The organism is Enterobacter sp. J49 (genome assembly GCF_002148625.1).
In the GTDB taxonomy this organism is placed as follows: domain Bacteria; phylum Pseudomonadota; class Gammaproteobacteria; order Enterobacterales; family Enterobacteriaceae; genus Enterobacter; species Enterobacter ludwigii.
On the sequence record NZ_MWPY01000030.1, the window covers coordinates 299116 to 312184 of the forward strand.

A 13069-nucleotide genomic window follows, 5' to 3' on the forward strand; every position below is an offset into this window, starting at 1 on the left:
TGTCATAATCCCTGAATTGTCATAACCCCCATATTGACTCAACGCATCCATTTAGGGCACAGAGCAGCCTGTTTCATCTGGTATCAACATGCTGCTCCGTGCGAAGACTGTTCTGTTTAACATCACCCCGATTTAGACCCTATCACTCGGGTCTTCGCGGGTTGGACCTTGAAAGTAGAGGCTACTTATATGGCAACTACGCGGTTGAACCAACACAAAACGAATCGCTTCCCAGACCGATCGCCCGTTCAAGAGCTGCTCTCCCATTCTGCATTGACTATCGACACTCGAATCTAACCCTGTAAGTTCGAAATCAGGAGGGTACAGTCCGGTAACCCGTATATTTTCTTCGGACAATTGCTGTGCGAGTTTTGTTGTAAATCCGCTGAGCCCATGTTTGCTGGCGAAAAAAGCGGGGTGCGCAATTGAATCCGTGAAATTCGGGATCCCGCAGGAAGAGATAATTGAGACGATATCAGCACTGTCTGAACGTCTTAACCCAGGCAACAGAGCCTGCGTCAGAAGAATCGACGCTGTCAGGCCGGAACTGACGGTATTAATAATGTCGGTATCAGGCTGGTCGTCTAACGTTCCTGACAACCATTGGGCAGCATTGAGAATTAAAATATCTATGGGCTTGTCTGAAGTTAATAGCTGTGAAGAAAACGCAGAAACGGATTCAGGCCGGGTTAAATCACAGATATACCCTTTTGCCATACCGCCTTCAGCAGTGATAAGACTGCAGGTTTGTTGAATATCATCAGCCCGCCGCGCGCAAAATTCTACCTCAACGCCTTCCCGCGCCAGCCATACGCACAGCGCCTGACCAAATCCCCTGCCCCCACCCGTAATAACCGCTCTTTTGCCTCTCAGCATCTCCATACGTCCTTTCATTAATGGATATGTTTATGGAGATATAGCATGAGGAGAGGGAGTGACATCTTTCCGTGAGTGCTATTTTAGATGCGGTCATGGCGTCTGCGATGCGCAATAAACGCCCCTGCAATGAATACCCTCCTGAGTTCAGGCCATCATGACCACAATACTTAGCGTTCAAGCGCAGTAAGGATTGCGGCTTCCATTTTCTCGGGGGTGGTGATCGGCGCAAAACGCTTGAGCGGTTTACCGTCGCGTCCGATCAGGAACTTGGTGAAGTTCCACTTGATTCGTCCCCCCAGCACGCCGGGCAATTCGTTTTTCAGATAGCGAAACACCGGATGCGCTGCGGCTCCGTTGACCTCGATTTTCTCAAATATCGGGAAGCTCACACCGTAATGAATGTGACAGGTCCTGGCGATGTCGTCGGCATCGCCGGGCTCCTGTTTACCGAACTGGTTGCAGGGGAACCCAAGCACCACCAGCCCCTGGGCGGCGTATTTCTTATAAAGCGCCTCAAGGCCGCCGTATTGTGGCGTGAAGCCACATTGGCTGGCGGTATTCACGACCAACACCACCTTGCCAGCGAAGTCGAGCATAGCGACAGACTCTCCATCCAGACGGGTGGCTGTCAGTTGATAAAACGTGGTCATAGCGGGATCCTCAACGCAGAACCTGTTCGACGCCAACATTACCACGTCGCGCACAGCGGCGGGGAATGAAACGTGGGAAGTCGGTTCTGTTTCTGGTTGCGCGGCAGGTCTGGAAACTTACCCTAAATAATAGCGAAGTATAAAGGCAAACATCACGCCGGAGATCACCGTCACCGGCATTGAAAAGCGCATTGCAACAACCAACGTTAACCCTAACGCGATCAAATCTGCAGGATTTCCGGAGGCAAAAAAAGGCGCAATGAAAGCCAGCATGACACAACCGGGAGACGATTTAAGTACCGTCATCGCCCTGGGCGTAAGCACCCGGTTTCGTAATATAAGATAAGCGGTCACACGCGTTGCATACGTGGTGAGTGCCATTAATACGATGGCGATGAAGGTCTGATAATCAGGCATCCTCTCCCCCTAAAAATGCGGCAACGGCTAATCCTGCTAAAGGGCCAGCAATGACGTACCACAGGCCGGCAATAAAGTGACATACCGCCACGGAGACAACCAGACTGATTATCCAGGGCACGGCTTTGCGAATGCCATTCCACATGCCTCTGACCAGCACAAGAAAGACCGCCGGAAAGGCCATATCAAAACCATACTGGTGAACATCGCCCAGCACCGGGCCAATTAACGCGCCGAGTGCGGTACAGAAAACCCACATCGTATAGAAAGATAAAGAGACCGCCATATAATACGGCATGCTGAACAGCGGCGCCGTTTTGTTATTTCTGGAATGCGCGTCATTATAACTGAGTGCCCAACTCTCATCCGTCATAAAAAAAAGCGCAGGTAAAACCTTTCGTTTTGGAAAACGAGAAAGTAAGGGAACCAGCGTCGCCCCCATTAAAATATGACGACTGTTTACCAGTAATGTTACGGCCATAATAAGTAAAAAAGGTGGCGGCGACGTCCAGATTTGTATGGCGGCAAATTCAGACCCGCCGGCAAAATTTAATCCTGTCATCAAGGGAACGTCGAGAGGCGTGAGCCCCTTATGGCTTGCCTGCGCACCCAACACCAGCGCAAACGGGATCACGCCCAGTAATACGGGTAACCCATCTTTCAGGCCACGAAGGATTTCTTTTTTCTTCGTTTCACTCTTATCCAGTAACGGTCTGGCAGAACTGACATCCACACGTTGTTCACTCATGCGTTTCGCTCATTTCAACTATTTCAAATACTGGCGCCAGAATAAAAGATGTGACACTATCAGTAAATATAAATAGTGTCACATTACACTTATGGTAACCTCATGCGCGAACGTTCTCCGTGGCAACCCCGTCTTGCAGAAGGCAATTCCTCCCCTACCGATCGGCTGGTCCAGGCGTTGTCAGACGATATTCTTTCAGGCCTGCTGAGGCTCGGCGCGCGCCTTCCGGCGCATCGTGAACTGGCAGATACGCTCGGTATCGCGGTGGGTACTGTAACGAAAGCCTATGGGATCCTGGAGAGACGGGGTCTGGTTCGAAGCGTTAAGGGCAGCGGAATGTTTGTCGCGCTGGCCAATTCCAGAAGCCGAACCTTTATCGACCTGTCGCAAAACACCCCGCCAGCAGCACTGACCTCCCGGTCACTGAGTAAGACACTCACCACCCTCGCCCGGCGTCCTGACATGGATATGTTTAACACTTACGCCCCGGCAACGGGCCATGATGAACACCGGCGGCTTCTTGCGCAGTGGTTCAGTCGTCTGGGTGTCCCGGCCGATTACCAGCGTCTCATCTTAACGAACGGTGCTCAGCATGCGCTCTCTGTAGCGTTGTCTACGGTCTGTGAACCTTTTGGCCGACTGTACGTTGAGGCTCAGACCTATTCAGGGCTGATTCAGCTGTCGCATTTACTGAAGCTCACATTAGTGGGGATCCCGATGGATGACGAAGGCATGGATGTCTCTGTTCTGGAAAAGATCCTCGATGAAAATGCGGAAAAAGGCGGTGCTGTCTATGTCACGCCGCTCTTACAAAGTCCGTCCACACGCATTATGAGCCTGGCCCGCCGTCAGGAACTGGTTCGGGTTTGCCGGGAAAGGGGCATAAAGATTATTGAGGATGATGTTTATCGGCTGATGAGCACGACAGAATTGCCACAGATTGCCAAAATCGCCCCCGATATCACCTTATATGTGAATAGCTTATCTAAGATCCTTAATCCAGCATTGCGGATTGGCGGGCTGCTGGTACCGGAGGCGCTGTATTCACGAGCAGAATCCATGCTAAGGGCAACGGCGATGATGGTCTCTCCGCTAAGCAGCTCCATCATGGAGCAATGGCTGATTGATGGCACAGCAGAAACCGTCACCCTCGCAATTGAACACGAAACCCGGCGTCGTTACCAACTCGCTATCGACATTTTAGGAGAGCACGTTTATCGCTCGGGGCTGCCCAGCTTTCATCTCTGGTTACCGTTTTCACGCGATGACGCGCACTCTTTCTACAATGCAGCGCTGGCGACAGGCATCAAAGTGACAGCACCGGCCTCGACTGAAGTGGGTCAACAGTCGGATCAGTACGGCGTCAGGTTATGTATTGGCGGAACGGAGTTCAGCCAGTTAAAGCAAGCACTCTTGAAACTCAACGAGATTGCCGGGCAACTCAAACAGAAACCAGACCCGTTCCCGCTTTTTAATGTATGAATGACAGGATAGGTCTGACTCCTTTTCTTCTGACGAGGGTAATGTCATTCCCTTTATGTGCTCAAAAAATCAGCGGCGATTCGATCAGCATTTTTTCATAATATTTTTATCAGTCGCCATGATGAAATAGACGATGCTTATACAATCGGTAAAGCGTATGGATGGGTCTTATGCTGCCATCAGACGCGAAGCGTAAACGCTTTTTTACGGGCCAGGTCAGGCGTTGTCTGCTTCAAAAAAATTGCCGTATTTGTTATATTGTTACTTATTGATTATTCACCTCTGCGGTGCCAAAAAGAACAAGATTCACCGCAACCCAGGACAATGAAATGTTAGATTACCGCTTCCCGACAGCTTTGCAGATGGTTCTCAGCGTAGCGATGGCGGAGCAATCGGGTGAACGTTCGACGAGTGCGATTCTGGCCTACGGACTGGAAGCGAATCCGAGCTTTATCCGCAAGTTAATGGTTCCGCTTACGCGTGACGGCATTATCGTCTCAACCCTTGGCCGTAACGGTTCTATTCATCTTGGTCGTCCGGCGGATAAGATCACCCTGCGTGATATCTATGTTTCTGTCATAGAAGATAAAAAGCTGTGGGCGTCGCGTCCTGACGTACCGGCTCGCTGCGTCGTCAGCGCCAACGCGTGCTGGTACTTCAAATCTATCGCCGATGAAGCGGAGCAGGCTTCGCTAGAGGTTCTGGCTCAACATACCGTGGCCAGCGCGCTGGAAAAGGTCAAAAAAGCCGATACCAGCGGGTGCGATCCGGTGCCTGAAATTGAAGGCCTGCATAAAAAAGCGTAGTCATGCCCTTCCTGATACGAAAAAAAACCGCCTTAACGAGAAGGCGGTTTTTTTGTGCCCTGTAAAAACCTAGGCAGGTAAAACGTCGTTGACCGGCTTGCCGCGCGTAACGAATTTACGCAGCGTCACATAAAACACCGGCGTCAGGAACAGACCAAACAGCGTCACGCCCAGCATCCCGGAGAACACCGTGATCCCGGTGACACCGCGCACTTCTGCGCCTGCGCCGTGACCGAGGATCAGCGGAATCGTCCCGGCAATAAAGGCGATGGAGGTCATTACAATCGGGCGTAAACGCAGGCGGCACGCTTCCAGCGCCGCTTCCATAATCCCTTTCCCCTGAAGCTCCAGCTCGCGCGCAAACTCAACGATAAGAATCGCGTTTTTACATGCCAGCCCCATGAGTACCACCAGCCCCACCTGCACGAAGACGTTGTTATCGCCCCCGGTCAGCCAGACACCAAACAGCGCGGACAGCATCGTCATCGGAACGATCAGGATCACCGCCAGCGGCAGGGTCCAGCTTTCATACAGTGCGGCCAGCACCAGGAAAGCCAGCAGCACCGCGACCGGGAAGACGATCAGCGCCGTGTTGCCCTGAGTGGCCTGCTGGAAGCTCAGATCCGTCCATTCAATATTCATCCCGTTCGGCAGGATCTGCTTAGACATTCCGTCCAGTTGCGTCATCGCCTGTGCCGAAGAGAGAATGCGCGGATCGGCATCGCCAATCAGATCCGCCGCCGGATAACCGTTATAACGGATCACCGGATCCGGCCCGTAGGTGGTGCTGATATTCACCATACTGCCGATTGGCACCATTTCGCCCTGATTATTACGGGTGCGCAAATTCGCAATGTCTTCCACGCTGTCGCGGAACGGCCCGTCGGCCTGCGCCATCACGCGCCAGGTACGCCCGAACTGGTTAAAATCGTTCACATAAGACGATCCCAGATAGGTTTGCAGCGTACCGAACAGATCGGTCAGCGACACGCCCTGCGCTTTCGCCTTATCTCGATCAACCTGCACATCCAGTTGCGGAACGTTAGCCTGGTAAGTTGAGATCGGGAAATGCATACCCGGCGTCTGCATAATCGCACCGGACATGGTGTTCACCGCGTTTTGCAGCGCACCATAGCCCAGACCACCGCGATCCTGGATGTACAGCGAATAGCCCGACCCCTGCCCCAGCCCTAAAATCGGCGGTGGCAAAATGGAGAAACCAAAGCCCTGCTGAATTTGAGCGATTTTGGCATTGATCTCAGCGTTAATTTCCGCCGCCGTGTGTTTACGCTGATCGAACGGCTTCAGACCAAAGAAGACCGTCCCGGTATTCGGCGTGTTGGTGAACTGCAGCGCGTTAAGCCCAGGAAAAGCGACCGCATAATCCACGCCTTCGGTATTCATCCCGATTTCGCTCATTTTGCGGATCACCGCATCGGTGCGGGCCAGTGAAGAACCTTCCGGCATTTTCACGCCGCCAATTAAATACAGCTTATCCTGGGTAGGTATAAACCCGCCGGGGACCGCTTTAAACATGACGCCAGCCGCGCACAACAGCAGCACATAAACAACAAACACCGCGCCACGGCGTCCGAGCGTTTTCCCCACCAGCCCCTGATAACCGTTTGAGCTACGGTGGAAAAAGCGGTTAAACGGACGGAACAGCCAGCCGAACAGACGATCGATAAGCCGGGTCGGGAAGTCTTTCGGGGCGCCGTGTGGTTTTAACAGCAGCGCTGCCAGTGCCGGCGAGAGCGTCAGCGAGTTGATGGCGGAAATCACCGTCGAAATCGCGATAGTCACCGCGAACTGTTTGTAGAACTGGCCGGTTACTCCGGAGAGGAACGCCATCGGTACAAACACCGCGCACAGCACCAGCGCAATCGCGATAATCGGCCCCGAAACTTCACGCATCGCCTGATGCGCCGCCTGAAGCGGAGAAAGCCCCTCTTCGATATTTCGCTCGACGTTTTCCACCACCACGATGGCGTCATCCACGACGATACCGATAGCCAGCACCAGCCCGAACAAACTCAGGGTATTCAGTGAGAAGCCAAGCAGGTAGAGAATGCTGAACGTCCCCACAACCGATACCGGCACCGCGATCAGCGGAATAATTGACGCGCGCCAGGTCTGCAGGAACAGGATCACCACCAGTACTACCAGCACCACCGCTTCCAGCAGGGTCTGCACGACCGCGCGAATGGAATCACGAACGAAAACCGTCGGGTCGTACGGTGCTGCCCATTTCATATCTTCCGGGAAACGCGTGGCCAGTTCGTTCATTTTCGCGCGCACGGCGTTAGACAAATCGATGGCGTTCGCACCCGGGGACTGGAAGATACCGATCCCGACCGCGTCTTTGTTGTTGAGCTGGGAACGCAGCGCATAGCTGCCAGAGCCCATTTCAATACGCGCCACGTCGCGCAGGCGTACCAGCGAGCCGTCTTGCGCCGTTTTCAGAATAATATTGCCAAACTCTTCTTCCGTGTGCAGACGCCCCTGGGCGTTAATGGAGATCAGAAAATCGCTCTCTTTCGGCAGCGGCTCGGCGCCAAGCTGTCCGGCAGAAACCTGAACGTTTTGCTCCTGCATCGCCGTCACGACATCCGAGGCCGTCAACCCGCGGGCTGCCACCTTGTCGGGATCCAGCCAGATGCGCATCGCGTATTCGCCAGAGCCAAAAATCTGAATCTGACCCACGCCCGGCAGACGCGCCAGTTCGTCCTTCACTTTAAGCGTGGCGTAGTTACGCATATACAGTGAATCGTACTTGCCGCCCGGCGAAAACAGATGCACTACCAGCGTCAGCGTCGGTGATTGTTTCTGGGTGGTAATACCCAGACGTCGTACATCTTCCGGCAGACGCGCCTCGGCCTGTGACACGCGGTTTTGCACCTGAACCTGCGCCTGATCCGGGTCGGTACCCGGGCGGAACGTCACGGTGGTTACCAGTACGCCGTCAGAGCCTGCAACGGATTTCATGTACATCATGTTTTCAACGCCGTTGATGGCTTCTTCCAGCGGCGTCGCCACGGTTTCTGCAATCACTTTCGGGTTGGCACCCGGATACTCCGCGCGCACCTGCACGCTTGGCGGTACGACGTCAGGATATTCGCTCACCGGCAACAGCGGGATAGCGATTAATCCTGTGATGAAAATCAGAATCGACAGTACTGCAGCGAAAATCGGCCTGTCGATAAAAAAGCGGGAAAAGTCCATATGTCGGATTCTCGGGTAAGGGATCAGTTAAGCGCGGCGCTAGCGGTCATCGGAACGGTTTTCGCGTTAACCGGCATACCCGGCATAAACACTTTTTGTAAACCGTCGACGATGACTTTATCGCCAGGGTTCAGCCCCTGCTGCACGATACGTAAACCGGCGGCCAGACGTCCCGGCGTGATATCGCGGCGCTGCGCTTTACCTTCTTTATCAACGATATAAACGTATTTGCGATCCTGATCGGTCAGCACCGCTTTATCGTCGACAAGCGTGGCTTTGAATTCAGCGCTGCCCGGCAGGCGTACGCGGGCAAACAGTCCTGGCGTGAACTGACGCTGCGCATTATCCAGCAGCGCGCGCATACGGATGGTGCCGGTGCTCGGCGTTAACTGATTATCAAGAAAATCCACCTTGCCCTGATGGGGATAACCCTCCTCCCCCACCAGACCAATCTCAACCGGGAGTGCCAGATGATTACTGGACGCGCCCTGCCCGCTGCGGGCAAGATTTTGATAGTGGAGGTAGGTTGCTTCATCCACGTCAAAGTAGACGTAAACCGTTTTCAGGGAGACCAGCGTGGTGAGGACGCTGGCACTGTCACCCGCTGTGACCAGATTACCGCTGGTGATCAGCGCGCGGCTGGCGCGGCCATCAATAGGCGCGGTCACTTTGGTGAAATCCAGGTTAAGTTGTGCCGCGTCAACAGCCGCCTGCGCGGCGCGAATGTCGGCCTGCGCCTGGGCGGCGGCCGAACGGCGCTGCTCCCACTCTTCACGGGAGACGACGTTGGTATTGACGAGTTTATCGGTACGGTTAGCCTCACTGCGCGCCAGACTGGCCTGCGTTTTGGCTCTCGTTAAGGTGGCCTGCGCCTGTTCCAGCGCAGCGCGATAGGTTCTGTCATCGATAGTGAACAGCACCTCGCCCTTTTTCACTTCCTGGCCGTCGGTGTAATTCACTTTATCAATGTAGCCGGAGACGCGGGGGCGCAGCTGAACGCTTTCCACCGCTTCAATCCGGCCGTTAAAGCTATCCCACTGACTGATGGATTTCACTACCACGTCAGCGGCGCTCACAGCGGGCGCTTGTGGGACGGCATTTTGTGCCACGCCGTCATCGCATCCGACAAGCAGCATGGAGAGGAACATCGCTCCCAGCGCCGTCAGATGAACGTTAACCCAGGGTTTTTGCAGGCTCATTATTTTTATTCCGGTAATGGTGGCCGCCGGGCAAGACGCCGCGGGAGACGCGGCGCCACTTCCTTTGTCCGGACTGGCTTGAGACTATTTGTGTCGTTCATCGCCACAAAACTGTAACAGTTGCGAATACACTATCGCGGCGATTGTAGGAAGGCGTCAGATTTAGTGCAAGAATAATTAATACACTTTATGTGCTATTTGGCTCAGGGACAAAAGGCGCGTTTTCGGCAAGGATTTAAATGCAACAATAAAACTTGCATTTAATGTCAGGGCGAGTCATCTTTAAATGCAACAGACAAAAATGCTTTTTAAAACGCGGCGTGGGGGAAACCATGAACACTGACGCATTTATTCATGATCTACTCGACTGGATCGACAACAACCTTGAAAGCCGCCTGGACATTAACACCGTTTCCAGGCGCGCCGGCTACTCGAAATGGCATCTCCAGCGGATCTTCAAGGAACATACCGGGTATCCGCTGGCCGAGTATATTCGTGCACAAAAGCTGCAAAAATCGGTCGAGCGCTTAACCCACAGCGATGAACCGATCCTGAACGTGGCGATCGCGCTGGGCTTTGACTCCCAGCAGTCCTTCAACCGCAGCTTTAAGCGTCAGTATGGCCAGGCCCCCGGGGCATGGCGTCGCAGTACCGTCTGCCCTGAACGCCAGCAATCAACATAGTGTCGCGGCTTTCGCCGCGACCCGTACTGGCCGGTGGCAAACCGGCCTGTAATCATGTCTCCCGTGTTCACCGCTCAGCCGTCTGTTGAACGTGTTAACGCTTCCCAGCGATCGATTTCCTCACCTAAACGCGCGAGCTTTTCCCGCACTAAACTCAAAGCATCACTGCCAAGCAATAAATGCGTCGGCGGGTTCTGGCTCTCAATGATAGCCAGCATGGCGCGCGCCGCTTTTACGGGGTCGCCGAGTTGCTGACCACTTTTGTCCTGACGAGCCTGGCGGACAGGATCGAATAACGCGTCATAGTCCGGGATGCTGCGCGCGCTGCGTACCATCGAGCGTCCTGCCCAGTCGGTGCGAAACGAGCCCGGTGCCACCGCAGTGACATGTATATTGAACGGAGCAAGCTCTTTGCTTAGCGTTTCTGATATGCCTTCGAGCGCAAATTTACTGCCGCAGTAATAGCTGATGCCGGGCAGAGTGATGAAACCGCCCATCGAGGTGATATTAAGAATATGGCCGTGACGACGCTGGCGCATGCCCGGCAGCACGGCTTTGATCATCGCGACGGCGCCAAACACATTCACCTCAAACTGGCGGCGCATGTCTGCGAGCGAGGACTCTTCCAGTATGCCTTCGTGACCGTAACCAGCATTGTTCACAAGGACATCAATCGGGCCGACGGCAGACACACTCTGCGTAACCACTTCATCAATGTGCGCATAGTCCGAGACATCAAGCAGGCAGCCGAATGCCCGCTGCATATCGAGTGCCTCGAATGCCTGCTTTGCTTCGGGGGTGCGCACGGTCCCCACGACCCGATGGCCTGCGGCGAGGGCTTCCTCCGCCAGAGCACGACCAAAGCCGCTGCTGACGCCGGTGATTAAGATTGTTTTTGCAGATGCCATAAATTACTCCCATGAACAGTGAAGGTTGCATGGTATTCTCTGCCCTGCCGTATTTTTAGGCCGTATTTTCTCTTTTTATTGCCTGATTTTATGAGGTGCAGTGATGTCCGGGATGATTACCTTAGTAAAAGCACTGGCGGTGCAGGAGGGGTACAACCTGACGGCGTTGCCTGATGTGCGAATTTTGCGTGCCGACCGGCCGCTTGCGCGAACGCCCGTGCTTTACGATCCGGGGATTGTGATTGTCTGCCAGGGCAGCAAACGCGGCTTTTTCGGTCAGCAGACCTATCTGTATGATGAACAGCACTATCTGGCCGTGTCGGTTCCGGTGCCGTTTGTGATGGAAACCGACGCGTCGGCAGAACACCCCTTACTGGCGATATATCTGCATCTGGATTTTCAGCTTGCCGCTGAACTGATGTTGCAGATTGAGCAGCATCACGCCCCACATCGTCCCGCTGCGCCGCAAAGCATGATGTCGAGCCTGATGGACGACGCGGTAAAAACGGCCGTGCTGCGCCTGCTTGAAGTACTGAACAATCCGTTTGAGGCGGCGATCCTCGGCCCGGCACGGGTGCGAGAGCTCTATTTCCGCGTCCTGACGGGGGCCCAGGGCAAGGCCATGCGCGCCGCGCTGGCCTTACAGGGGCAGTTCGGCAAAATTGGCAAAGTGCTGCAGCACATCCATGCCGCCTACGCTGAGCCGTTAACGCTTAATCAACTGGCGATGGAGGCCGGAATGAGTGTGCCGACCTTTCACACCCATTTCAAAGCGATAACCCGTATGCCGCCGATGCAGTATGTGAAATCGGTGCGCCTGCACCAGGCAAGGATGTTGATGGTGCGTCAGCATATTACCGCCGCCGCCGCGAGCTACGCCGTCGGTTATGAAAGTCCGTCGCAGTTTAATCGTGAATTCAAACGGCTGTTTGGTTTGCCACCCGCAGAGGAAATAAAACGCATGCAGCGTAATTTCGCCGTTCCGCCTGTGCAGCAGGCATCGATATTTGTCTCTTCCCATTAAGCCTGATACTACATACCAGGCCTGAATACAGGCCTGGTATGTACACGGCGTCATGACGCTGCGGATTGTACTAACTCAGGAACTTACCTTTGAGCAGATTAAGTCCCGCAGACATCAGGTCGCCCTGGGCCGGGGCTTCGCCCTGCGGTGAAAGACCGTCGACGATTTTAGGCAGGTATTCAGCAATCAGCGTCGACGCGGTTTGAGAATCCACGCCCAGTTTTGCGCCAAGATCCTGCAGCGCAGGCGATCCAAACACCGATGTGATCTGTTCGCTGTTGACCGACTGATTACTCTGCTGGCTAAGCCACGACTCGACAACGCCGCCCAGGCCGCCATTGCGGAATTTTTCGAGGATCCCCTGAATGCCGCCCTGCTGCTCAATCCAGGTCATGATCGCCTGGAGTTGCTCCGTCTTACCGCCCTGCCCGCCGGCCAGGCTGCCGATTTGATCTAATAATCCCATCACAGACTCCCTACAAACATCGCTAACACGTCCTGATTGACGGCTTACTTAGCCGGGATAATCAGTACCTGACCCGGGTAGATTTTGTCGGGATGCGTCAGCATCGGTTTATTGGCTTCAAAAATACGCTGATACTCATTGGCAGAGCCATACATCGCTTTTGAGATGGCGCTCAGGGTATCGCCGGATTTCACCGTGTAATAGCGGCTTTCCACCCCGCTTTGGGTGACGGTCACGCTATCATTGACCTGACCAATCCCGGTGACGTTACCTACCGCCACCAGAATTTTTTCTTTATCTTCCTGGGAGCCCACGTCGCCGGTCACCGTCGCCGTACCGTCGTCCGCGACATTAATGTTGACCTTTTCGGCACCAGGCAGGTTAAGACTATCAATATGTTTTTTCAGCTTGTCGGCCTGATCTTCCTTGCTACCGCCGGATACGGCATCCCAGATTTTCTCGCCCGCTTCTTTCACAAAACTTAATAATCCCATCTTCCACACCTCCATAACTGTTTCATGGTGAACATTTTCATTGGATCCCGTTGCAGGATGTACGATGCGGTGTCTCCGCTCTGGCTGAAAA

General features: G+C 54.1%; 13 protein-coding genes. 4 read left to right on the plus strand and 9 right to left on the minus strand.

Annotation, left to right across the window (positions count from 1 at the left end; all coding sequences use genetic code 11):
* Positions 1-132: 132 nt before the first annotated feature.
* The 4 genes from BJP35_RS10340 to BJP35_RS10355 form a co-directional block, all read right to left on the minus strand.
* Positions 133-876 carry an SDR family oxidoreductase gene (locus BJP35_RS10340; protein ID WP_047744253.1) on the minus strand — a complete coding sequence of 248 codons (744 nt, stop codon included), beginning with the start codon at positions 874-876 and terminating at the stop codon, positions 133-135.
* Positions 877-1046: 170 nt separating this feature from the next.
* The gene (locus tag BJP35_RS10345; protein ID WP_047744037.1) at positions 1047-1529 is read right to left on the minus strand and encodes a glutathione peroxidase; all 483 of its coding nucleotides are present in this window, start codon (positions 1527-1529) and stop codon (positions 1047-1049) included.
* Between the two features lie 117 nt (positions 1530-1646).
* Positions 1647-1946 (minus strand): AzlD family protein, encoded by a 300-nt coding sequence (locus tag BJP35_RS10350; protein WP_014168994.1) that lies wholly within the window; start codon positions 1944-1946, stop codon positions 1647-1649.
* On the minus strand, positions 1939-2694 hold the full coding sequence (locus BJP35_RS10355; protein ID WP_032677597.1) for an AzlC family ABC transporter permease: 756 nt from the start codon (positions 2692-2694) through the stop codon (positions 1939-1941). The genes BJP35_RS10350 and BJP35_RS10355 overlap by 8 nt, the downstream gene beginning before the upstream one ends.
* A 102-nt stretch (positions 2695-2796) precedes the next feature.
* Between BJP35_RS10355 and BJP35_RS10360 the strand changes: the two genes are divergently transcribed.
* Both BJP35_RS10360 and BJP35_RS10365 read left to right on the plus strand, forming a co-directional pair.
* The gene (locus BJP35_RS10360; RefSeq protein ID WP_025204751.1) at positions 2797-4176 is read left to right on the plus strand and encodes a PLP-dependent aminotransferase family protein; all 1380 of its coding nucleotides are present in this window, start codon (positions 2797-2799) and stop codon (positions 4174-4176) included.
* Between the two features lie 329 nt (positions 4177-4505).
* Positions 4506-4982, plus strand: a complete 477-nt coding sequence (locus tag BJP35_RS10365; RefSeq protein ID WP_020885097.1) for an Rrf2 family transcriptional regulator — start codon at positions 4506-4508, stop codon at positions 4980-4982.
* Between the two features lie 69 nt (positions 4983-5051).
* Here BJP35_RS10365 and oqxB read toward each other — a convergent pair whose 3' ends face one another.
* Both oqxB and BJP35_RS10375 read right to left on the minus strand, forming a co-directional pair.
* The gene (oqxB, locus tag BJP35_RS10370; RefSeq protein WP_020885098.1) at positions 5052-8204 is read right to left on the minus strand and encodes a multidrug efflux RND transporter permease subunit OqxB; all 3153 of its coding nucleotides are present in this window, start codon (positions 8202-8204) and stop codon (positions 5052-5054) included.
* Positions 8205-8227: 23 nt separating this feature from the next.
* Positions 8228-9403, minus strand: a complete 1176-nt coding sequence (locus BJP35_RS10375) for an efflux RND transporter periplasmic adaptor subunit (RefSeq protein ID WP_014168988.1) — start codon at positions 9401-9403, stop codon at positions 8228-8230.
* 332 nt (positions 9404-9735) lie between these two features.
* On the opposite strand from BJP35_RS10375, the gene BJP35_RS10380 reads away from it, so the two are divergent.
* The gene (locus BJP35_RS10380) at positions 9736-10086 is read left to right on the plus strand and encodes a helix-turn-helix domain-containing protein (protein WP_032670748.1); all 351 of its coding nucleotides are present in this window, start codon (positions 9736-9738) and stop codon (positions 10084-10086) included.
* Positions 10087-10160: 74 nt separating this feature from the next.
* Here BJP35_RS10380 and BJP35_RS10385 read toward each other — a convergent pair whose 3' ends face one another.
* Positions 10161-10994 (minus strand): oxidoreductase, encoded by an 834-nt coding sequence (locus BJP35_RS10385; protein ID WP_086463075.1) that lies wholly within the window; start codon positions 10992-10994, stop codon positions 10161-10163.
* 103 nt (positions 10995-11097) lie between these two features.
* Here BJP35_RS10385 and BJP35_RS10390 point away from each other — a divergent pair, with 103 nt between their 5' ends.
* On the plus strand, positions 11098-12018 hold the full coding sequence (locus tag BJP35_RS10390) for an AraC family transcriptional regulator (RefSeq protein WP_086463076.1): 921 nt from the start codon (positions 11098-11100) through the stop codon (positions 12016-12018).
* Between the two features lie 70 nt (positions 12019-12088).
* Here the strand turns inward: BJP35_RS10390 and BJP35_RS10395 are convergent, their stop codons facing one another.
* Both BJP35_RS10395 and lysM read right to left on the minus strand, forming a co-directional pair.
* A complete protein-coding gene (locus tag BJP35_RS10395) occupies positions 12089-12484 on the minus strand; it encodes a YidB family protein (protein WP_020885102.1) in 396 nt (131 codons plus the stop codon).
* A gap of 44 nt (positions 12485-12528) precedes the next feature.
* The gene (lysM, locus tag BJP35_RS10400; RefSeq protein WP_020885103.1) at positions 12529-12978 is read right to left on the minus strand and encodes a peptidoglycan-binding protein LysM; all 450 of its coding nucleotides are present in this window, start codon (positions 12976-12978) and stop codon (positions 12529-12531) included.
* Positions 12979-13069: the final 91 nt, after the last annotated feature.